The sequence below is a fragment of the Aquamicrobium sp. LC103 genome, from assembly GCF_001014615.2.
GTDB lineage: Bacteria > Pseudomonadota > Alphaproteobacteria > Rhizobiales > Rhizobiaceae > LBCQ02.
The window spans coordinates 19812-41108 of the sequence record NZ_LBCQ02000020.1 but is presented as its reverse complement, the minus strand read 5'-3'; the positions used below and the strand labels follow the sequence as shown (position 1 = coordinate 41108).

The following is a 21297-nucleotide window of genomic DNA, read 5'->3' as shown; positions in this document are numbered from 1 at the left end:
TTTCATTGCACCATCTATTGTTCCAGGCTTCCATGTGCAATGGCTGGCATTGCCGCATGATCATGGAAGAAAGGCTGATTGGCGTGGAAAGCTCCACCTTTTACATTCACGCGCTGCTGCTTTTGGGTGGCGCCGTCGTCGCCGCGCCGATCTTCAAGAAGGCCGGGCTCGGCACGATCCTCGGCTACCTCGTCGCCGGCATCGCGATGGGTCCGGTGGCGCGGCTGATCACCGGCGGCGAGGACATCCTCAATCTCGGCGAGTTCGGCGTCGTGCTGCTGCTCTTCATCATCGGACTGGAGCTCAAGCCGTCACGGCTCTGGGCAATGCGCCGGGCGATATTCGGCCTCGGCGCCGCGCAAGTGCTGGTCACCGGCACGGTGTTGAGCCTGCTCGTCGTGCTCCTCACCGAGTTCGCGCTGGATGCCAGCCTGGTCATCGGCTTCGGCCTGGCGCTCTCCTCCACCGCCTTTGCCATGCAGTGCCTGGAGGACGAGGGCGCGGTCAATCGCAAGCACGGGCAGATGGCATTTTCGATCCTGCTTCTCCAGGATCTCGCCATCGCCCCATTCCTGGCCATCCTGCCGCTGTTGTCGCCGGGAGGACACGGCGTCCATTCCGTCAGCGGCGCACAGTTCCTTGTTTCGCTCTCCTGCATCGCGTTCCTGCTGGTCGCCGGACGCTATCTGCTCAATCCGCTCTTTCGCGTCATCGCGAACACCGGCGCCAAGGAGGCGATGATCGCCGCGGCCCTCTTCGTCGTGCTCGGCTCCGCGCTTCTCATGCAGGCGGCTGGGCTGTCGATGGCGCTCGGCGCCTTCGTGGCGGGCGTGATGCTTGCCGAATCCTCCTTCCGCCATGAGCTGGAAGCCAATATCGAGCCGTTTCGCGGCATATTGCTGGCGCTCTTCTTCATGGCGGTGGGGCTCTCGCTCGACATCGCGGTGATCCGCGAGCACTGGGTGAGCATCCTTGCCGTCGTGCCGCTTCTGATGGGCATCAAGGCGGTCCTCGCCTATGCGCTCTGCCGGCTCCACGGTGCCGCCCACGACGACGCCGTTCGCGTCGCGCTGGTGCTGCCGCAGGGCGGCGAGTTCGCCTTCGTGCTCTTCTCGGTCGCCGCATCGGCGGCGATATTCTCCGCCTCGACCGCCTCGCTGCTCATCGCCATCGTCACCGTGACCATGGCGCTGACCCCGATATCGGTTCGGCTCGCACCCCTCTTCGTCCGCGGCGAGGAGCCCGACGAGATCGAGGAGACGTTCGACGGGGCGGGATCGGACATTCTCATGATCGGCTTTTCCCGCTTCGGCCAGATCGCCTCGCAGGTGCTTCTGTCCGGCGGCTCGGAAGTCACCGTCATCGACCATTCGGCAAAGCGCGTGCGGGCGGTGGAGAAGTTCGGCTTCCGCATCTATTTCGGCGACGGGCGGCGCAAGGACGTGCTGGAGGCAGCCGGCATCAGGCGCGCCAAGATCGTCGCGGTCTGTACCAGGGGCCGGGAAATGACGGACCAGATCGTCTCGCTGATCCAGTCGGAATTCCCCGACGTCAAGCTCTTCGTACGCTCCTACGACCGCAACCACTCGCTGAGCCTGCGCGCCCACGACGTGGAATACGAGATCAGGGAGACGCTGGAATCGGCGCTGACGTTCGGACGGCGGACGTTGGAGGAAACGGGCATTGCGGCCGAGCAGGCGGAGGAGATCGCCGACGACGTGCGCGAGCGCGACGAGGAGAGATTGGCGTTGCAGGCGTCGGGCAAGTTGAATACCGATGGTCGTCACCCCGGATTTGCTCCGGCGACGCCGGAACCGCTCTCCAAGCCGTTGCGCGAAGGGCGCAGGCTGGACAAGAAGCTGGCGGAAGAAGAGGGTGGCAACGCCGCTTGAGATTCCACCATCCATGAGAGATCACATGGCTTCCCTCCTTCCCGCTTTTCCCGGCCGCCGTCCTTTCGGCAACGCCCCGGAACCCGGGAGCCTTGCCTCCTTGGAGGTCTTCCCCCGGTGAGCACGGCGGCCAAGACGGGCGAGCACGCAAAATTCGTCACCGGCTCGACCATGCGCCACGTCGTGGTGATGACCGCGACCGGTTCGATCGGCCTCATCGCCGTCTTCATCGTCGACGCATTGAACCTCTTCTACATCTCGCTGCTGGGCATAGAGGAGCTCGCCGCCGCGATCGGCTTCGCGGGAACGCTGCTCTTCTTCACCGTCTCGCTCGCCATCGGCCTGACCATCGCCACCTCCGCCCTGGTCGCGCGCGCCCTCGGGCGGCGCGACCGCGAGGAGGCGGCGCGCATGGGCGGCGCCTCCATGCTCTTCGTCGGACTTTCCACCACCGCGCTCGCGGCCGCGGCATGGCCGTTCATAAGTCAGTTGCTCGGCCTGATCGGCGCCACCGGCGCGACGCGCGAACTGGCGACGCGCTTCCTGCAGATCGTGCTTCCCTCGACGCCGATCATCGCGCTCGGCATGTGCACCACCGGCATCATGCGCGGCGCCGGCGACGCGCGGCGCTCGATGATGGTGACGCTGGTCGGCGGCATCGCCACCGCCATCCTCGATCCGATCCTCATTTTCGGCTTCGGGCTCGGTCTCGATGGCGCGGCGATCGCAACCGTGCTTTCGCGCTTCCTGCTGCTCGCGGTCGGCCTGCACGGCGCGATCGTCGTTCACAAGCTCGTCAAGCTTCCCACCTGGCAAAGCCTTTCGGCCTCCACCCGCCCGTTCTTCGCCATAGGCATCCCCGCCGTGCTGACGCAGGTCGCCACACCCGTCGGCAACACCTACGTCACCGTCGAGATCGCCCGCTTCGGCGACGGCGCGGTGGCGGGCTGGGCGATCATCGGCCGGCTGATCCCGGTCGCCTTCGGCGTCATCTTCGCGCTTTCCGGCGCGGTCGGACCGATCCTTGGCCAGAACTACGGTGCGCGGCGCTACGACAGGCTGACGGACACGCTGCGCGACAGCCTGATATTCACGGTCGCCTACGTGATCGTGGTCTGGCTGCTGCTCGCGATCTTCGCCGGTCAGATCGCCTCCATCTTCGGCACCACCGGCGACGCGCGCGAACTGGTCATTTTCTTCTGCCTGTTCGCCGCCGGCAGCTTCCTCTTCAACGGAGCGCTGTTCGTCGCCAACGCAGCCTTCAACAATCTCGGCTTCCCGACCTACGCGACGGTGTTCAACTGGGGCCGCTCGACGCTGGGCGTGATCCCGCTGGTCTGGGTCGGCGCGCATTATTACGGCGCCAAGGGCGTCATCGCCGGTTGGGGGCTGGGCGCGGTGATCTTCGGCGTGGCGGCCGCGGTGGTCGCATTCCGCGTCGTGGCGAAGATCGGAGACGGCAAGCCGCCGGCCGATCTCGACGTGCCGGCGCCACCGCCTTCGGCCAATTCGCCGTTCTCGACGGGAAAGGCCGCGACGCTTTCATAGAAGCTTCGCGGGGATCAGTCGTTGATTTCGACCCGTTCGACCGCCGCGTCGATCGCCTGCTTCAGTTCATCCTTGACGGAAACCGTCTCCGAAAGAACGTGCTCGACCTTCAGGAAATCCAGCACCCGGAAGCGCGAGACGCGCGGGCGCAGCATGATCTGCGGACGGCTCCGCTGAAGCTTCAGGGCGATTATCGACTGCATCATGATCTGGTTGGCGCCCAGCATCAGGTCGACCGACGTCAGCTTGCCGCCGGTGGCGACCGGCGTGCCGACGACGTCGATCGCGATGACGATGTCGGCGCGGTTTTCCAGGAGATCGAAGGGAACGGGATTGGAGATGCCGCCGTCGACCAGTGTCCGCCCTTCATGCTTTATCGGACGGAAAACGGCGGGGATCGCCGCCGAGGCCGCCAGCGCGGGCAGGAGCGCGCCCTTGTCGAGCACCATCTGGCTGTGGGCGAAGAAATCCGTCGCGGTGACCTGCAGCGGGATCTGCAGTTCCTCGAAGGTCGCCGGAATTTCTGGCGGCAGGAAGGATTGCAGGATGCGTTCGACATTGAACTGCGTGAAGCCGACGCCCGCGACCATCTCACCGAAGCTGCCGGGGCGCGCGCGCCACATGCGGCTTGCCACCTCGGACGGATGGGCGAGGACATCTCGGGAATAGTCGTGGATGTAGCGCCCGGAGAGCCCAGCCGCCATGCCCGCTCCCATCAACGCGCCGATGGAGGAGCCCGAAATCGCAACCGGCTTTATGCCGAGCTCGTCCAGCGTCTCGATGATATGGATGTGGGCGAGGCCCCTCGCCCCGCCCCCGCCGAATGCAACGGCGAAGGTAGGGCCTGCGGATTTGCCTGAATGCTGCGGGACCTTGCCGGTTTCCGTTTCAGTCTCCGCAGCAGTCTTCATTGTGCCTCTTTGGCCTCGGACTTCGCTTCCGGCCCGATGATCAGCGACGCCGGCTCGCTCGTCAACAATCGTTGCGCCGCGGCCTTCACTTCGTCAAGCGTCACCGCGTTGATCAGATCCGCGCGGCGGTCGATATAGTCGATGCCGAGATCGTCCTTCTGCAGCTCCACAAGCGTGCGCGCGATCGCCGAGGACGAATCCAGATTGTTGATCGGATAGGCGCCGATGACGAAGGTCTTCGCGCCGGCCAGTTCCTCCGGCGTCGGCCCTTCCTCGGCCATGCGGCGTATCTCCGCGCGGATGAGCTCCAGGGTCTCGGCCGCCCTGTCCGACCTGGTCGAGGTGCCGATCACCAGCGTCGAGGCATAGTCGCTGTTGTGAAGCGCCGAACCGACGCCATAGGCAAGCCCGCGCTTTTCCCGGACCTCGTTGAACAGGCGCGAGGAGAAGGTGCCGCCACCCAGTATATGGTTCATCAGATAGGCCGCGAAGAATTGCGGATCGTCGCGCTTCACGCCCGGATAGACGAGCTGGAGGCTCGCCTGCGGCAGCGGGTAGTTGTAGGCCACCTGCTGGTCGAGCTTCAGATCGGCCTCGTTCACCGGCGTGCGGCCGTCCTTTTCCGGCAGATTGCCGAAGACGCGGTCGAGCTCGGTCTTGAGCGCCTCGGCGTCGATCGCGCCCACCACGGCGACATGCAGGTTCGATCTCGCGAAAAGCCTGTCGTGCTGCGCGTGCAAATCGTCGAGCGTGATCGCCTTCAGCGTGTCCGGCGTGCCGTCGCTCCTGCGTGCATAGGGGTGGTCGCCATAGAGCGCCTTGGCGAATTCCTGTCGCCCCTGCGATTGCGGATCGCGCTCGTCGGCGAGGATGCCGGTGAGGATCTGCGAGCGGATGCGGTCGACCGGCGCCTGGTCGAAGCGCGGGCTGTCGACCGCGAGCTGCAGCAGTTCGAATGCCGCGCCCCGCTCCTCGGCAAGCATGCGCATCGAGCCGTAGATCGCATCCCTGCCCGCGTTGAAGCGCATGTCGGCGCCAACCTCGTCCAGGCGTTCCTGGAAGGCGTCGGAATCGAGCTCGCCCGCGCCCTCGTCGAAGAGGCCGGTCATCAGGTTGGCGATGCCTTCCCTGCCGGCGGGATCCTGCGTGCTGCCGCCCTCGAAGGCGAAGCGGATGGTGACGATGGGAACCGTGTAGTCCTCCACCAGCCAGGCGGTAATGCCCTTGTCGGAGACCACTTCCTGTATCTCGACCGCAGCCCGCGCGGGGATCGCGAGCAGCATGGAGAAAAGAGCGAGTGGCAGAAGGAGAAGGGCCAAACGCGTCGCGGCGAAGTTTCTCATGTCCATCCTTCTCATGTCCGGTCGCCTTCCTCGGGCAGCAGGTAGCCGGTCACCGACCTGCGTTGATCGAGATGGCGCCGGGCGGCGTCGCGAATCTGCTCGACGGAGACGGCGCGGATGCGGTCGGGCCATTCCTGGACGCTGCGCACCGTGCCGCCGGTCGTCAGCGTCGAGCCGTAGATGCGGGCCATTCCGGACTGGTCATCCCTGGCAAAGATCATGCTGCGCAGGAAACGTTGCTTCGCCTTTTCGAGCTCGTCCTCGCTGACGCCGTCGGTGGCGATCTTGGCCACCTCCGCGTCGATGGCCTTCTCGACCTCGTCCAGCGTGGCCTCGCCCCGCGGCGAGCCGTAGACGGCGAAGCTCGAATCGTCGAGCGAATTGCCCTGGTAATAGGCCCCGGCCGAGGAGGCGATGCCCTGCTTGACCACCAGTTCCTGATAGATGCGGCTGCGCACGCCGCCGCCCAGGATCTCGGACAGAAGATCGAGCGCCTCGGCCTCGCCGGGCTCGGCCGAGGTGTAGGACGGCACCACCCATTGCTTGGAGAAATTCGGCACGCTGACGCGCGCATCCCGCATCGTGACGGTACGCTTGGTGTTCTGCTCGGGCTCGCTCGGGCGGATGCGCGGCGGCAGTTCGGGACCGCGCGCCACCTGGCCGTAGGTCTCCTCGGCCATTTTCCGCACCTCGGCGGGGTCGACGTCACCCGCGACCACCAGAACGGCGTTGTTGGGAGCGTAATAGGCATCGTAGAACTCGATCGCGTCCGCGCGATTGAGCTTCTCGATCTCGTGCATCCAGCCGATGATCGGCACGCCGTAGGGGTGGTTCTGATAGAGCGTCGCGTTGATCTCCTCGCCGAGAAGCGCGTCGGGACTGTTCTCGACCTGCGAGCTCCGCTCCTCCAGAATCACGTTGCGCTCCGGCTCAATCACCTCGTCGGTGAGGACGAGATTGCGCATCCGGTCGGATTCGAACTCCATCATGGTGCGGAGCTGATCCGGCGCAACCTGCTGGAAATAGGCCGTGTAGTCGTAGGAGGTGAATGCGTTCTCCCGGCCGCCCACCGCCGCGACGCGGGCGGAGAACTCGCCGGCGGGATGTTTCGGCGTGCCCTTGAACATCAGGTGCTCGAAGAAATGCGCGATGCCGGATTTGCCGGGTCTCTCGTCCGCGCTTCCGACCTTGTACCACACCATGTGCGTGACGACGGGCGCGCGCCGGTCGGGAATCACCACGACTTCGAGCCCGTTTGCGAGCTTGAAATCCGCGACCGGATTCTCGTCCGCCTGCGCCAGTTGCGGCCCGGCAATCATGACGAGGCTGAAGGCGGCAAATGCCGAGCGGATCGCGTTGCCTGAGTTTCTTCGCATTCGCGTTTCCTGTTTCTCCACGCAATGGACATATCGCCGCTTGCTGTCGTGGGCAAACGACGGGCAATGACTTGTACGTGAAGCTGGGCCAAACTCGGGCAGAATCGCACGAATGTTCAGTCCAGCCTGCAGAAAGTCACCGTGGTATCGCCGTAGTCGCGGCTGTCGAGCAGCGAAAAGCCGGCGGGCGGACGGAATTGCGCGCTCGAGGCCTCCTCCACCATGCAAAGGGCGCCCGGAATCAGCCAGCCGCCCGCAAGGGCGGCCGCTAGGGCTTGCTCGCCGAGCCCCTTGCCATAGGGCGGATCGGCGAAGACCAGCCCAAAGGGCGCGATCGTGCCGACATCGCCTATGGCGGTCGCGTCGCGGCGGAAGATCTTGGTGCGGCCCTGCAGGCCGAGCGTCTCGACATTGGTGCGGATCAGACCACGGCCTTCCGCCGATTCCTCGATGAAGATGCAATGCGAGGCACCGCGCGACAGCGCCTCGAGCCCCAGCGCTCCCGTTCCGGCGAAGAGATCGAGCACGCGGGCGCCTTCCAGATCGCCGCCGAAATTATGGGCGATGACGTTGAAAACGGCTTCGCGCGCACGGTCGGTGGTCGGTCGGATCGCGCTGGAACGCGGCGCGGCGAGAGGCCGCCCGCGAAACTCGCCGCCGACGATGCGCACGCTCAGCGCTCTCCGCGCGGCTTGCGCGGACCGGTAGGCCGCGGCTTGCCAGCATAGCGCCTGTCCTTGTTGCGCTCCGTCGCGGCCGCCTTCTTCTTCTCGCCCATGGGCTTCGCCCCGGGCGCCATCCACACGTTCGACGTGCGCGAGCGCGGTTGCTCGAACGGCTTTTCCTCGCGTTTGCCCGGCTTGGCGCCGGGTCCAAACGGCTTGCCGCCCCGCGAGGGCCTGGTTTGCAGACGGTCGAGAGCGTTTTCGCGCTTTTCCTCGCGCTCGCGCTTGCGGTTGGGACGAAATTCCTTCGACTGGCCGCCTCTTTCCTCCTCGCGAGCCGCGTCGCGGGGACGCGAAACCGGCTTGTTGGAGAATTCGTTCAGGATCGGCGCATCGAAATTGGCGCCCGATTCCTCGATCAGCCGGTCGCCGAGTTGGTCGCGCAGCAAGCGCCCCTTCAGTTCGCGCACCTCGCCTTCCGCCAGCTCTCCGAGCTGGAATGGTCCGAAGGAAACGCGGATGAGCCGCGTCACGTCGAGCCCGAGCGCGCCGAGGATGTTCTTCACCTCACGGTTCTTGCCCTCGCGCAGGCCGATGGTGAGCCACGCATTGGAGCCCTGCTCGCGGTCGAGCGAAGCCTCGATCGAGCCGTAGAACACGCCATCGACCGCAATGCCGTCCTTGAGGCCCGCGAGCGCCACTTCGTCCACCTTGCCGTGCACGCGCACACGATACCGCCGCAACCACCCGGTCGCGGGCAGTTCCAGGACCCGCGCCAGCCCGCCGTCATTGGTCAGGAGCAGAAGACCCTCGGTGTTGATGTCGAGGCGACCCACCGTCATCAGGCGCGGGAGATTGGCCGGCAAGATGTCGAAAACGGTCTTGCGGCCCTCGGGATCGCGGCTCGTGGTGACCACTCCTCCAGGCTTGTGGAGCAGGAAGAGCCGCGTGCGCTCGATCGGCGGGATTTCCTTGCCGTCGAGTTCGATCCTGTCGCGCGCGGTGACGTTGAGGGCGGGCGATTCAAGCACCTTGCCGTTCACGCTGACGCGCCCGGCGGCGATCATCTCCTCGGCATCGCGGCGCGAGGCCACGCCCGCGCGCGCCAGACGCTTGGCGATGCGCTCGCCCTCGCCGGCTTCCGCGGCCTCCTCACGCGGCTTGAAGGGCTTTGCGCGCGGGCGATCACCCGCTCCGGCGCGAAACTGCTCGCGTTCGGCCCGGCCCGGCCGCTCGCCCCGGGCAGAGCCGCCTTCCTCGCGCTTGCGGTAAGGCTTGGCGCCTTCCTCCCTCGACCGGAAAGGCTTGCCTTCACCGTCACGCTTGCGGAACGGCCGATCTCCTTCACCGCGTTCCCGGAAAGGGCGGTCGCCTTCCTCTCGCGCGCGGAATGGTTTGCGCTCGTCGTCGCGCTTGCGGAAAGGCTTGCGCTCGGATCTCGCCTCGCCGGCATCGTCGCGGCGCTTGGCGAAGGGTTTCTTGCCCTTGTCCGCGCGCGACGGCCCATCGGCGCGGAAGCCCGGCTTCTTCGAGCCGTCGCGCGCTTCGCCCCTGCGATTGTCCTTACCCGCGCCGCCGCGTGCCGGTCGTTTTCGTTCGTCGTTCATGTGGCCTTTGCCTTTCCGGGCGGCTAGTTATCAGAGGTGAATCTCCCTTGCGAGAGAAATGTAGCAGGATGACACGGACGAGACGCCCGGATTTTATGGAAATCGCCTTCGCCGAGGCGGAAGCGGCCCAGGAGCGCGGCGAGGTGCCGATCGGTGCCGTCGTCGTGCGCGACGGCAAGGTGATCGCCAGTGCCGGCAATCGCCCGCGCGAGATGAAGGATCCGACCGCCCATGCCGAAATGCTGGCGATCCGCGAAGCCTGCCGCGTGCTCGATACGGAGCGGCTGGTGGATGCCGATCTCTACGTGACGCTGGAGCCCTGCCCGATGTGCGCGGCCGCCATTTCCTTCGCGCGCATCAGGCGTCTTTATTTCGGGGCTTCGGACGAAAAGGGCGGCGCGGTGGTCAGCGGCATGCGCTATTTCAGCCAGCCGACCTGCCATCACGCGCCGGAAATCTACGCCGGCATCGGCGAGGTCAAGGCCTCAGAAATGCTCAGAGGCTTCTTCAGGGAGCGGCGGAAGGCCTGAAGGTCCGCCGCTTCACAGCCAGGGAACGATGTCGCGCCAGCTCTTGCCCGAAGCGCTGTTGTTCTTGCGCTCCTTCAGCCATTCGTCCTCACCAACGTCGCCCACGGGCGCCGCGTCGGAAGGCTTGCGATAGGCGGTCGGCGGCTCGCTCAGATATCTGCGGGTATTCGGGTCGCCCTGGCGGTTCTGGCGCACGCGCTGATTGAACTGCTCGCGCGTGCCGCGAACGTCCATGGTCTGCGCGCCAGGCGATGAGTCGCGCGTGAAATCGGTCGTCTCACCGGTACTGTTGCGGTTGCCGGTCCGCGCCAGGGGTTCGTAGAACGGGTTGTCCTGGTTCGCCGTCGCGTCGGCGCGGATGCGGGCGCGGCGCTCCTCGGGCGATTCCGGCCATGCCGGGTTTCCGGCGGCGGCGACGTTCTCCTGCGGCTGGGGCAGCACCTCGAGAGAGGCGGGCTTCACCAGTTCCGGCCGCGGCGTATAGGCGATTTCCGACTTCTTGTCCTTGCTTCCGCCGATGGCGAGAATGCCCGTCACGTCGTCCATCAGCTGTGCGTTGGCCGACTTGCCCGTGCCATAGGTGGGGGAGGCTATGCAGCCTGCCAGAAGCGCGCTCAGGCACACAGCCGAAAGGCTGGCGACGAGGGGTATACGTCCCTCATGAGGAATGCGGTTCATCTTCACGTCCAAATCGCCTCTCGCACCGGTGACAAAATCCGGCACGCCACATTTCGCCGAAAAATCCGGCGACAACATGGCGCCCATGCTTCCGTATTCGCGCGATGGCCTTGTAAACCATGCGCCTTGCGAGGGCAACGACCACGGACGAGGCCGCCATCGTTGCCCTCAACTTAGCTGTCAGAGCATGTCTCCCGAAAGTGGTATCCGGTTTCGGGATAAAGACATGCGTAAAAACAAAGACCTAAAGCGCGGTCAGCGAATCTGAAAGATCGCGTCGCGCTTTAGAGCCGCCCCAACGCCTTCAGTTCGTGAAGTGCCGCCGCGTCGCGCGCCGAAACGTCCGGGAATTCCGGATCCGAACCGACATCCTTGGTGATGCGCCATGAGCGGGCGCATTTGGTGCCGCTGGCAAGCGCCGGCACCACGCCTACCCCCTTCACCTCGTCGAGCGTAAATGCGCCTTCCGGCGCGGTCGTGTCGAGGATCGAGATGCCGCTGGTGATGCAGATCTCCGCCATGTCGAGACCGGCGATGGCCGTGCGGAGATCCGGATCCATGACATGGACGATGGGTGCCGCCTCGAGCGAGGAGCCGATGCGCTTCTCACGCCTCTCGATCTCGAGCGCGCCGGTGACGACGCGGCGCACCTGACGAACCTTGCGCCATTTGGCGGCCAACTTCTCGTCGCGCCACTCGGCCGGAACCGCCGGGAACTGCTCCAGATGCACCGAAACGGCGTCGGGATAGCGCTCCAGCCACGCCTCCTCCATGGTGAAGGGCAGCATCGGGGCGAGCCAGGTCACCAGGCTGTCGAAGAGGCGACGCACGACGACGATCGCCGCCTTGCGCTTGCCGCTCGACGGCGCGTCGCAGTAGAGCGAATCCTTGCGCACGTCGAAATAGAAAGCGGAGAGCTCGACCACCATGAAGTCGATCAGCGCGCGGGTGACGCGCTTGAAGTCGAAGGCGTCGTAGCCCTTGCGCACCAGTTCGTCGAGCTCGGCGATCCGGTGCAGCATCAGCCGTTCCAGTTCCGGCATCTCGGCGACCGGCACGTCCTCGCCCTCGTCATGGGCGAGCGTGCCGAGCATCCAGCGGATGGTGTTCCTCAGTTTGCGGTAGGCGTCGATATTGGTCTGCAGCACGTTCTTGCCGAGGCGCTGGTCTTCCCAATAATCGGTCGTCATCACCCAAAGGCGCAGTATGTCGGCGCCCGACTGCTTCATCACGTCCTGCGGCACCACGGTGTTGCCGAGCGACTTCGACATCTTGCGGCCGTCCTCGTCCATGGTGAAGCCATGGGTGATGACGGCATCGTAGGGCGCCCTGCCCCGCGTGCCGCAGCTTTCGAGCAGCGAGGAATGGAACCAGCCGCGATGCTGGTCGGAGCCTTCGAGATAGACGTCGGCCGGCCATTTCAGGTCGGGACGGTCCTCCAGCGTGAAGACATGGGTGGAACCGGAATCGAACCAGACATCGAGAATGTCGGTCACCATCTGCCAGGGCTCGTTGGCGCGGGAGCCCAGGAAGCGCTCGCGCGCGCCTTCGGCAAACCACGCGTCGGCGCCCTCGGCCTCGAACGCTTCGACGATGCGGGCGTTCACGGCCTCGTCCTTCAGCACCTCGCCGTTCTCGTCGGCGAAGACGCAGATCGGCACACCCCAGGCGCGCTGGCGCGACAGCACCCAGTCCGGCCGGTCCTCGATCATCGCGCGCAGGCGCGTCTGGCCGGCGGCGGGCACGAAGCGGGTGGCGTCGATGGCCTTGAGCGCGCGCGTGCGGAGCGTGTCCGGCTCGTTGGAAGTTTCGGCCGCGTCCTTCCCGTAACCGTCCAGTTCCTTGTCCATATAGACGAACCATTGCGGCGTGTTGCGGAAGATGACCGGCTTCTTCGACCGCCAGGAGTGCGGATAGGAATGCTTCAGCCGCCCACGCGCGAACAGCATGTCAGCGGCGATCAGCGCCTCGATGACGGCCTTGTTGGCATCGCCCTTCTTGCCGTTGTCGTCGATGACGCGCGCAGGCCCGCCCTCGCGATCCGGCCCGAAGCCCGGCGCGTCCTTGGTGAAGAAGCCCGCATCGTCGACGGTGAAGGGGATGCGCGTGTCGATGCCGCGTTCCTGCAGCTCCTTGGCACCGTCCATCCAGGCGTCGAAGTCCTCGCGGCCGTGGCCCGGAGCGGTGTGCACGAAACCCGTGCCGGCATCGTCGGTGACGTGGTCGCCGGGGAGCAGGGGCACGGCGAACTCGTATCCGCCGGCTAGTCCCTTGAGCGGATGGGCAAGCGTCATCGCCGCGAGTTCCCTGGCGGGAACATCGCGCAGGCGCTTGAACTGCAGCTTCGCCTTGGCAAAGGATTCCTCGGCGAGCGCGTCGGCGAAGATCAGCTTCTCGCCGGCCTGCGGACCGAAATCATTCTCCGCTCCCGTCACCTCATAGAGGCCGTAGAAGACGCGCGGCGAGTAGGCCACGGCGCGGTTGCCCGGGATGGTCCAGGGGGTGGTCGTCCAGATGACGACATGCGCGCCGGCAAGCTCTTCCGATCCCGACGCGACAGGGAACTTCACCCACACCGTGTCCGACTCGTAGTCCTGGTACTCGACCTCGGCCTCGGCCAGCGCGGTGCGCTCCACCACGCTCCACATCACCGGCTTGGAGCCGCGATAGAGCTGGCCGGACATGGCGAATTTGAGCAGCTCGCCGGCGATGCGCGCCTCGGCATGGAAGTTCATCGTCGTATAGGGATTGTCGAAGTCGCCCTCGACGCCCAGCCGCTTGAACTCCTCGGTCTGCACCTTGATCCAGTGCGCGGCGAAGTCGCGGCATTCCTGCCGGAATTCGTTGATCGGCACCTCGTCCTTGTTCTTGCCCTTGGCGCGATACTGTTCCTCGATCTTCCATTCGATCGGCAGGCCATGGCAGTCCCAGCCCGGCACGTAGTTGGAATCGTAGCCGCGCATCTGGAAGGAGCGGGTGATCACGTCCTTCAGGATCTTGTTGAGCGCATGGCCGATATGGATGTTGCCGTTGGCATAGGGCGGGCCGTCATGCAGAACGTAGAGGGGCCGGCCGGCCGCGCTCTCGCGCAGCTTCCCGTAGAGGCTCATCTCCTGCCAGCGCTTCACCAGAAGCGGCTCTTTTTCGGGCAGGCCGGCGCGCATCGGAAATTCCGTCCGCGGCAGGTAGAGCGTTTTCGAATAGTCGATCTTCTCGGATGTGGTCATCGTCTTGTCGTGTCATCGGCCCGGGGCACGACGCTCGCCGGGCGTTGCTTCAATCAATCGAGCGGATGGCGCGCGGAAGAAGGCGCGCGTAATTTCCCGGACCTTCCGGCAGCCCTTCAGGCCGCCCGGAAAGCCGGGCAAGTAATTCGTATCGTGATCGCGATGTCGAGGACGCGCTTTTTCATGGCTCCGCGCTTTTAGCGGAGCCTTGGCAAGGAATAAAGGGGCTATTGTTCCTGCCCCGAACGCGTCACATCGAGAAATCGAAGCGGTAGGTCGCCATCGCGCCCACCATGACCGGGTTGCGTGACCCGCGCTCGCGCACGAGGCTGGAATCCGCGGCCGGTCCCATCAGCCGGGAATATTCGGCAAACACGCTCGCATTGATCTTGTCGGTTGCCCGCCAGGTGACGGCACCGCCGAGCCCCATCGATTTCACACCGCTGCCCGGCTGATATTCCGAGAGCCCGGACGAAGCCGATTCACCCGACGACACGCCGTAATAGGCATCGAAATAGTCGCTGGTGGCGTAGGACAGGCGCGGGCCGCCCGAAAACTGGATCGTTTCGGTGAAATCGAGGAAGGCGTCGGCCGAAACATCCGTCACCAAACCGCTATGCGATCTTACTCCGCGGCGCATCTCGGCGCGGAAGCGCAGCCAGTCGGTCGGGTAGATTTCGGCGAAGCCCCCGACTTCCGCGCCCATCTTCACCCTGTCGAGACCGGCGAGGTCGCTGGAATCGTCCTCGTCGCGGCGCGGCACGAACTTGCCCGCCATGCCGGCGCGGAAGCCGCCAGTGTCCATCAGCGCCAGCGAGATGTTGTCGTTGCGCGAGGAGAAGCGCGCCGACCTGCCGTGCTTGCCGAGCGAGACCAGCGGCGCGACCTTGAACGCGCTGCTGCTGGAACCCTCGAATTTGGGTGCCTGGATGCCGGCCGCGCCGACCTTCAGATACCAGTCGCCCGAGAACCATCCGAACGGGCCGTCGGCCGCGAGGCCGTTCGACGCGGATGCAAGAAGACACGCGCCCGACAAGAGCGCGACGAGCTGTCGCCTGAACAAGTTTGAAACCCCGCACACTGAACCAATTCGAAGTTGCAGCCGAGATTTCCGTCTTTTGGGTAAAGTTTGATTTAAAGGCGACGCGGTTCAGAAAGCGATTGCGGCATCGAGCGCCGAAAGCGGTCTCACGCCAGCAAGCAGCGCCCTCGCCTCCGCATCGTCGCGCTTCATCTGCTCGACCAGCGCGTCGAGGCTGTCGAACTTCTCCTCGCCGCGCAGGAAACCGAAGAGAGAGACCGCGCAGGTCTCGCCGTACAGATCGGCGGAGAAGTCGAAGACGAAGGTCTCGAGCAAAGGCGCGCCGTCCTCGTCGACCGTCGGGCGGCGGCCGAAATTCGCCACGCCATCGTGCAGCGTGCCATCGGCCCGGCGCAGCCTGACCGCATAGATGCCATGCCTCAGCTCGGCGGATGCCGGCAGGGCCATGTTGGCGGTCGGAAAGCCGAGCGTGCGGCCGAGCCGCTTGCCGCCGGTCACCTCGGCCTCGACGGTGAAGCGGTAGCCGAGCAGGCCCGCGGCCTGCGCGACCTCGCCTTTCTTCAGCAATTCGCGGATGCGGCTCGACGAGACGATTTCGGCCGCCTCGTCGCGGAAGGCATCGACCAGCGCGACGCCGAAACCGAGTTCCTCGCCCTTTTCCATCAGATAGGCCGGGCCGCCCTGGCGGTTGTGGCCGAAATGGAAATCGAAACCGGTCACGACATGGACGATGCCCAGGCCGTCGACAAGCACCCCGCGCACGAATTCGTCGGCGGAAAGACCGGCGAACTGCTTCGTGAAAGCCTGTTCGATGACGGCGTCGAAGCCGAGGAATTCAAGCAGGCGCGCCCGTATCGGCGCCGGCGTCAGCCTGAACAGCGGCAGGTCCGGCCGGAAGACGGTGCGCGGATGCGGCTCGAAGGTCAGGACGAGCGCCGGTACGCCGCGCGCCTGCGCCTCGTCCAGCGCGCGCTGCAGCACGGCCTGGTGCCCGCGGTGCACGCCGTCGAAATTGCCGATGGCGACGACACCGCCGCGCAGCGCGGACGGCAGTCGGGACAAGCTGGATATTCGCTGGAACGCGGTCTCTGGCATCGGCGGAGGATTATCCCAGGCGGGGCATGACGGCCACCGGACTATAGCCGTGCTTTTCCAGAAATGCGGCAAGCCGCTCGGGGTCCGGCGAGGCGGGGTTGCCATATTCCTGGGCGTGGATGCCGGCCGAAATGTAGAGCACGTCGAAACCGCTGTCGGCCGCGCCCTTGACGTCCGTCAGCACGCCGTCGCCGATCGCCAGCACGTCGCCGGCTTCGACCTCACGGCCGAGAACCCCGGCCGCCGCCTTCCTCGCCGCCTCATAGATCGGACGGTGCGGCTTGCCCGCGATCAGGGTGCGGCCGCCGAGTTGCGCGTAATCGCGCGCCAGCGCTCCCGCGCACCAGATCAGCCGCTCGCCGCGCTCGACGACGATGTCGGGGTTGGCGCAGATGAAGGGCAGGTCGCGCGCCCGCAGCCGGGTCAGGATTTCGGCATAGTCCTCCGGCGTCTCGACCTCGTCGTCGACGAGCCCGGTGCAGACGACGGCGGAGGCTTCGAATTCCTCCACGAGGTCGATGTCGAGCCCGTCATAGATCGACATGTCGCGGTCCGGACCGAGATGGAACACGCGGCGCGGTCCCTCGGCGATCAGGTCGCGCGTGACGTCGCCGGAGGTGACCACGCGGTCCCAGGCGTCTTCCGGCACGCCGAGAAGCCCGAGCTGGACCTCGACGCCGTCGCGCGGGCGCGGGGAATTGGTGATGAGGACCACGACGGCGCCCTTGTCGCGGGCACGCCTGAGTGCCGCGGCGGCGGCCGGGAAAGCGGCCTCGCCATTGTGGACGACGCCCCATACGTCGCAAAAGACCACGGAATAATCGCCCACCACCTGATCCAGCGTTTCGATCAGTCCCGTCATTTCAAGGCCACCCAGTCTTTCCATCGACCGGAGTTTTCTCCGGCCGCCACGGGGCTTAGCCGAAGCCGCCCCGCATGTCACCAGCTTTCGCGAAAGGGGCCTTTCGGGCGATGCGGCAACAGCCGGAGGATTGGTTAACGAAAGGTACGGCGGCAGCGGCTTTTTGAAACCCGGCGCAAAACGCCACCTTAACGACTTGCCCCTAGATTGCGCTGCTTCGCAACGAACAGCCATTGGGGGGTTGGGCAGTGCTGCGCAGTTTCATCGAAGACATTCGCGGCAACTTTTCGATTATCACCGCCATAGCGATGGTCCCGATCATGGGTGGTCTGGCACTGGCGGTCGACTATTCGGAAATGGTGCGTCAGCGACAGCAGGCGTTGAACGCGCTGGACGCGGCCGGCATCGCGACGGCAAGACGCGCCGTCGAAGGCGCGACCGAGGCCGAACTCAAGGTTTACGCGAAGAACTTCTTCGAGGCCAATCTCGGCGGCATCGACCCCGCCAAGGCGTCGCTCAATATCGCGCTGCCCAGCAGCGATGCCGGCGGCGGCACGCTGAAGCTCTCGGCCGACCTCAGATACGAGCCCTATTTCTATCCGGTCTTCACCGCGTTGATCGGCACGGGTCAGACGTCGACCGAGCTGGTCTTCGACGCCAGGTCCGAGATAAGGCTGAAGAACACGCTCGAAGTCTCGCTCGTCCTCGACAATTCAGGGTCGATGGACGACAAGGGTTCGGGTTCCGGCAAGAAGCGCATCGTCCTCCTGAAGGACGCCGCCAAGCAGCTCGTCGACACCATCGCGCAGCAGGCCGTGCAGATGAAGCAGGTGGACAAGCCGGTGCAGTTCGCGCTCGTGCCGTTCGCGGCCTCCGTCAATGTCGGCGCCGACAACGCCAATGCGAGCTGGATGGACACCGACGGCCGCTCCCCCATCCACCACGAGAATTTCGACTGGGCGACGATGACGGGCGATCGCAAGGTCCAGTTGCAGTCGGGCATCCACCAGAAGGTCGGCAAGGGCTGGGGCGCCCAGGAAGGCCAGAAGGTCACGCGCTTCACGCTTTTCGACGATCTGCAGCGCATAACGAGCAGGAAATGCAGCGGCACGGAGAGAAACGGCGAATGCCAAAATGGTAGCTGGAGCTACACCTATGCCAGCTATGCGCGGTGGGAGGGCTGCGTGGAAACCCGCCCGCACCCTTACGACAAGGACAACACCCCGCCCAGCCAGGGCAATCCGGCGACGCTCTTCGTGCCGATGTTCGCGCCGGACGAGACGGACAACCTGGACAGCAGGAACAGAAAGGCTCAGGGAAACTGGCGGGCGGATCTCACGACCAGCAGCAACAACGCCTCGCGGCAGGGATACATGCCCAAATATTTCGAAGCCGCGTCGCTCGGAACCGCTGCCGCCGCCACGGGCCAGGGTCCGAATGCGAGCTGCACCACCAACCCGATAACGGCGTTGACCGACGTCTCCACCGCCGCCGGCCTCAACAAGATCAAGGCCGCGATCGACGGCATGCAGCCGCTCGGCGGAACCAACGTGCCGGAAGGCCTCGCCTGGGGCTGGCGCACGGTTTCCGGCGGCGAGCCCTTCGCGCAGGGCCGCCCCGACCACGAGAAGGGCAACGACAAGGTCGTCATCGTGCTGACCGACGGCGAAAACACCTACTACACGCCGGAATCCCTCGGCTCGAACGATCTCGCCGGCAACAAGTCGATCTATTCGAACTACGGTTACGCGGCGAGGAAGCAGCCCGGCGAAACGAAGAGCCGGCTGTTCATGGGCACCTCCTTCAGCGGCGGCAATTCCGACTACGACAATTCGAAATACACCACGGCGATGAACGAGCACATGGACAAGCTCTGCACCAACGCCAAGAACGCCGGCATCATCCTCATGACCGTCTCGCTCGACCTGAGCGAGAAGGACAGCGGGCAGAAGAAGCAGATCGAGGCATTGCGGAAGTGCTCGTCGGATTCACGCTTCCGCAAGGATCCGAACGACCCCTCGAAGCCCGACAAGCTCTTCTGGAACGCCACCGGCGGCGATCTTGCCGACACCTTCAAGAAGATCGCCGACGAGCTTTCGAACCTCCGCATCGTCGGCTGAGGCCGTTGTTTCCGGAGCGGGCGCATGGTAGACGAACCGCGCGCCCGCACATCCGCCGAAAGAGCGCGGCGACTTTGCTTGACTCTTCCCCACGCTGCCCCTATTTCAACGTCGCGTTAGCACTCACTCATTGCGAGTGCTAACGTTGTCCGGCGACGCCGGATGGAGGAACAACCCCTTTATTCCTTATCGAGGACAGACAAGACATGGCAAAGTCGAAGTTCCGCCCGCTCCATGACCGCGTGGTCGTTCGCCGGGTCGAATCCGAAGAGAAGACCTCCGGTGGCATCATCATCCCGGATACGGCCAAGGAGAAGCCCCAGGAAGGCGAAGTCATCGCCGTCGGTTCCGGCGCGCGCGACGAGGCCGGCAAGCTGGTTCCGCTCGATGTCAAGGCTGGCGATCGCGTGCTTTTCGGCAAGTGGTCCGGCACCGAGGTCAAGCTCAATGGCGAAGACCTTCTGATCATGAAGGAATCCGACATCATGGGCATTATCGGCTGATCAGGCCGATTCACCCGGAATTTTTGGATTATCAGGCCGGCTTCAACGCACGGTCTTGAACACAGGAGCTGAACATGGCTGCTAAAGACGTAAAATTCTCCCGTGACGCCCGCGAGCGCATGCTGCGCGGCGTCAACATCCTCGCCGATGCGGTGAAGGTCACGCTCGGCCCGAAGGGTCGCAACGTCGTCATCGACAAGTCCTTCGGCGCTCCGCGCATCACCAAGGACGGCGTCACCGTCGCCAAGGAAATCGAGCTTGAGGACAAGTTCGAGAACATGGGCGCCCAGATGGTCCGCGAAGTCGCTTCGAAGACCAACGACATCGCCGGCGACGGCACCACGACCGCGACCGTTCTCGCCCAGTCGATCGTTCAGGAAGGCCACAAGGCCGTTGCCGCCGGCATGAACCCGATGGACCTGAAGCGCGGTATCGACCTCGCCGTCGGCGAAGTCGTCGCCCACCTCACCAAGACCACCAAGAAGATCAAGACTTCGGAAGAAGTCGCCCAGGTCGGCACCATCTCCGCCAACGGCGAGAAGGAAATCGGCGAGATGATCGCCGAGGCCATGCAGAAGGTCGGCAACGAGGGCGTGATCACGGTCGAGGAAGCCAAGACCGCCGAGACCGAGCTCGAGGTCGTTGAAGGCATGCAGTTCGACCGCGGCTACCTGTCGCCGTATTTCGTCACCAACCCGGACAAGATGGTTGCCGAGCTGGAAGACGCCTACATCCTTCTCCACGAGAAGAAGCTCTCCAACCTGCAGGCCATGCTGCCGGTTCTGGAAGCCGTCGTTCAGACCTCCAAGCCGCTCCTCATCATCTCGGAAGACGTCGAGGGCGAGGCCCTGGCCACGCTCGTCGTCAACAAGCTGCGTGGCGGCCTCAAGATCGCTGCCGTCAAGGCTCCGGGCTTCGGTGATCGCCGCAAGGCCATGCTCGAGGACATCGCGATCCTGACCGGCGGTCAGGTTATCTCGGAAGACCTCGGCATCAAGCTCGAGAATGTCGGCCTCAACATGCTCGGCCGCGCCAAGAAGGTGCAGATCTCCAAGGAGAACACCACCATCGTCGACGGCGCCGGCAAGAAGGCCGAGATCCAGGGCCGCGTCGCCCAGATCAAGCAGCAGATCGAGGAGACCACTTCCGACTACGACCGTGAGAAGCTCCAGGAGCGTCTCGCCAAGCTCGCGGGCGGCGTTGCCGTCATCCGCGTCGGCGGCGCGACCGAGGTCGAGGTCAAGGAGAAGAAGGACCGCGTCGACGACGCCCTCAACGCGACCCGCGCGGCCGTCGAGGAAGGCATCGTTCCGGGCGGCGGCACCGCGCTGCTGCGCGCTTCCGCCAACCTGAAGGTCAAGGGCGAGAACGCCGACCAGGACGCCGGCATCAACATCGTCCGTCGCGCCCTCCAGGCCCCGGCTCGCCAGATCGCTTCCAACGCCGGCGCCGAGGCGTCGATCGTTGCGGGCAAGATACTCGACAACAAGTCGGCCACCTACGGCTTCAACGCCCAGACCGGCGAGTATGGTGACATGATCCAGCTCGGCATCGTCGACCCGACCAAGGTCGTCCGCACGGCTCTGCAGGACGCCGCTTCGGTTGCCGGCCTGCTGGTCACCACCGAGGCCATGATCGCCGAGGCTCCGAAGAAGGAGTCCGCGGCTCCGGCGATGCCGGGTGGCGGCATGGGCGGAATGGGTGGCATGGACTTCTAAGTCCAGCCATTCGGCCAGTGACTATGGAAAGGGCGCCGCAACGGCGCCCTTTTTGCTTGGCCACGCCTGCCGAAAAAAATCAAAAAAGTCGGGAACCTTTTCCCGTGCCAGCTGTTTCATGCCTGTCGAAAGCTATTCAGACGGAGAAATCCAGAAGAAGAAGCTGACGGCAAAAAGCGC

Annotated in this window: 16 protein-coding genes; 6 read left to right on the top strand and 10 right to left on the bottom strand. The window is 65.0% G+C overall.

Going from position 1 to position 21297, the window contains the following annotated elements; translation table 11 throughout:
- The first annotated feature begins 62 nt into the window (after window positions 1-62).
- The gene (locus XW59_RS28685) at window positions 63-1892 is read left to right on the top strand and encodes a monovalent cation:proton antiporter-2 (CPA2) family protein (protein WP_047149056.1); all 1830 of its coding nucleotides are present in this window, start codon (window positions 63-65) and stop codon (window positions 1890-1892) included.
- A gap of 117 nt (window positions 1893-2009) precedes the next feature.
- Complete coding sequence (locus XW59_RS28680) at window positions 2010-3440, top strand: MATE family efflux transporter (protein WP_047149024.1); 1431 nt, start codon at window positions 2010-2012, stop codon at window positions 3438-3440.
- Window positions 3441-3454: 14 nt separating this feature from the next.
- Here the strand turns inward: XW59_RS28680 and XW59_RS28675 are convergent, their stop codons facing one another.
- The 5 genes from XW59_RS28675 to XW59_RS28655 form a co-directional block, all read right to left on the bottom strand.
- Window positions 3455-4351 carry a patatin-like phospholipase family protein gene (locus XW59_RS28675; RefSeq protein ID WP_082137878.1) on the bottom strand — a complete coding sequence of 299 codons (897 nt, stop codon included), beginning with the start codon at window positions 4349-4351 and terminating at the stop codon, window positions 3455-3457.
- Window positions 4348-5694 carry a pitrilysin family protein gene (locus XW59_RS28670; RefSeq protein ID WP_047149058.1) on the bottom strand — a complete coding sequence of 449 codons (1347 nt, stop codon included), beginning with the start codon at window positions 5692-5694 and terminating at the stop codon, window positions 4348-4350. Before XW59_RS28670 ends, XW59_RS28675 begins: the two co-directional genes overlap by 4 nt.
- Window positions 5695-5705: 11 nt before the next feature.
- Window positions 5706-7013: a pitrilysin family protein gene (locus XW59_RS28665; RefSeq protein ID WP_246666264.1), complete on the bottom strand. Its 1308-nt coding sequence runs from the start codon at window positions 7011-7013 to the stop codon at window positions 5706-5708.
- 173 nt (window positions 7014-7186) lie between these two features.
- Window positions 7187-7741, bottom strand: a complete 555-nt coding sequence (gene rsmD, locus XW59_RS28660; RefSeq protein ID WP_047149026.1) for a 16S rRNA (guanine(966)-N(2))-methyltransferase RsmD — start codon at window positions 7739-7741, stop codon at window positions 7187-7189.
- 2 nt (window positions 7742-7743) lie between these two features.
- On the bottom strand, window positions 7744-9342 hold the full coding sequence (locus tag XW59_RS28655) for a pseudouridine synthase (protein ID WP_047149027.1): 1599 nt from the start codon (window positions 9340-9342) through the stop codon (window positions 7744-7746).
- A gap of 95 nt (window positions 9343-9437) precedes the next feature.
- Between XW59_RS28655 and XW59_RS28650 the strand changes: the two genes are divergently transcribed.
- Entirely contained in the window at window positions 9438-9872 is a 435-nt protein-coding gene (locus XW59_RS28650) for a nucleoside deaminase (protein WP_047149028.1), read from the top strand.
- A gap of 12 nt (window positions 9873-9884) precedes the next feature.
- On the opposite strand, the gene XW59_RS28645 is transcribed toward XW59_RS28650, so the two are convergent.
- The 5 genes from XW59_RS28645 to XW59_RS28620 form a co-directional block, all read right to left on the bottom strand.
- The gene (locus XW59_RS28645; RefSeq protein WP_047149059.1) at window positions 9885-10550 is read right to left on the bottom strand and encodes a hypothetical protein; all 666 of its coding nucleotides are present in this window, start codon (window positions 10548-10550) and stop codon (window positions 9885-9887) included.
- Window positions 10551-10834: 284 nt separating this feature from the next.
- Window positions 10835-13777, bottom strand: a complete 2943-nt coding sequence (gene ileS / locus XW59_RS28635) for an isoleucine--tRNA ligase (protein ID WP_047149029.1) — start codon at window positions 13775-13777, stop codon at window positions 10835-10837.
- Window positions 13778-14027: 250 nt separating this feature from the next.
- Window positions 14028-14840 (bottom strand): MipA/OmpV family protein, encoded by an 813-nt coding sequence (locus tag XW59_RS28630; RefSeq protein WP_047149030.1) that lies wholly within the window; start codon window positions 14838-14840, stop codon window positions 14028-14030.
- Window positions 14841-14927: 87 nt separating this feature from the next.
- Complete coding sequence (locus XW59_RS28625) at window positions 14928-15914, bottom strand: bifunctional riboflavin kinase/FAD synthetase (protein WP_047149031.1); 987 nt, start codon at window positions 15912-15914, stop codon at window positions 14928-14930.
- A gap of 10 nt (window positions 15915-15924) precedes the next feature.
- Window positions 15925-16776, bottom strand: a complete 852-nt coding sequence (locus XW59_RS28620; protein WP_047149032.1) for a TIGR01459 family HAD-type hydrolase — start codon at window positions 16774-16776, stop codon at window positions 15925-15927.
- A 248-nt stretch (window positions 16777-17024) separates the two neighbouring features.
- On the opposite strand from XW59_RS28620, the gene XW59_RS28615 reads away from it, so the two are divergent.
- From XW59_RS28615 to groL, 3 genes are all read left to right on the top strand, one after another.
- Window positions 17025-18896, top strand: coding sequence for a TadE/TadG family type IV pilus assembly protein (locus tag XW59_RS28615; protein WP_047149033.1), 1872 nt, complete (start codon window positions 17025-17027; stop codon window positions 18894-18896).
- Between the two features lie 206 nt (window positions 18897-19102).
- Complete coding sequence (gene groES, locus XW59_RS28610) at window positions 19103-19399, top strand: co-chaperone GroES (RefSeq protein WP_047149034.1); 297 nt, start codon at window positions 19103-19105, stop codon at window positions 19397-19399.
- A 74-nt stretch (window positions 19400-19473) separates the two neighbouring features.
- Entirely contained in the window at window positions 19474-21117 is a 1644-nt protein-coding gene (groL, locus tag XW59_RS28605; RefSeq protein WP_047149035.1) for a chaperonin GroEL, read from the top strand.
- Window positions 21118-21297 lie beyond the last annotated feature (180 nt).

Bases quoted from the DNA above. Each gene is read 5' to 3' on its own strand.
- XW59_RS28685 (WP_047149056.1), top strand. From the start codon at position 63: ATGGAAGAAAGGCTGATTGGCGTGGAAAGCTCCACCTTTTACATTCAC.
- XW59_RS28675 (WP_082137878.1), bottom strand. From the start codon at position 4,351: ATGAAGACTGCTGCGGAGACTGAAACGGAAACCGGCAAGGTCCCGCAG.
- XW59_RS28670 (WP_047149058.1), bottom strand. From the start codon at position 5,694: ATGAGAAACTTCGCCGCGACGCGTTTGGCCCTTCTCCTTCTGCCACTC.
- XW59_RS28665 (WP_246666264.1), bottom strand. From the start codon at position 7,013: ATGATTGCCGGGCCGCAACTGGCGCAGGCGGACGAGAATCCGGTCGCG.
- XW59_RS28655 (WP_047149027.1), bottom strand. From the start codon at position 9,342: ATGAACGACGAACGAAAACGACCGGCACGCGGCGGCGCGGGTAAGGAC.
- XW59_RS28650 (WP_047149028.1), top strand. From the start codon at position 9,438: ATGGAAATCGCCTTCGCCGAGGCGGAAGCGGCCCAGGAGCGCGGCGAG.
- XW59_RS28645 (WP_047149059.1), bottom strand. From the start codon at position 10,550: ATGAACCGCATTCCTCATGAGGGACGTATACCCCTCGTCGCCAGCCTT.
- ileS (WP_047149029.1), bottom strand. From the start codon at position 13,777: ATGACCACATCCGAGAAGATCGACTATTCGAAAACGCTCTACCTGCCG.
- XW59_RS28625 (WP_047149031.1), bottom strand. From the start codon at position 15,914: ATGCCAGAGACCGCGTTCCAGCGAATATCCAGCTTGTCCCGACTGCCG.
- XW59_RS28620 (WP_047149032.1), bottom strand. From the start codon at position 16,776: ATGACGGGACTGATCGAAACGCTGGATCAGGTGGTGGGCGATTATTCC.
- groES (WP_047149034.1), top strand. From the start codon at position 19,103: ATGGCAAAGTCGAAGTTCCGCCCGCTCCATGACCGCGTGGTCGTTCGC.
- groL (WP_047149035.1), top strand. From the start codon at position 19,474: ATGGCTGCTAAAGACGTAAAATTCTCCCGTGACGCCCGCGAGCGCATG.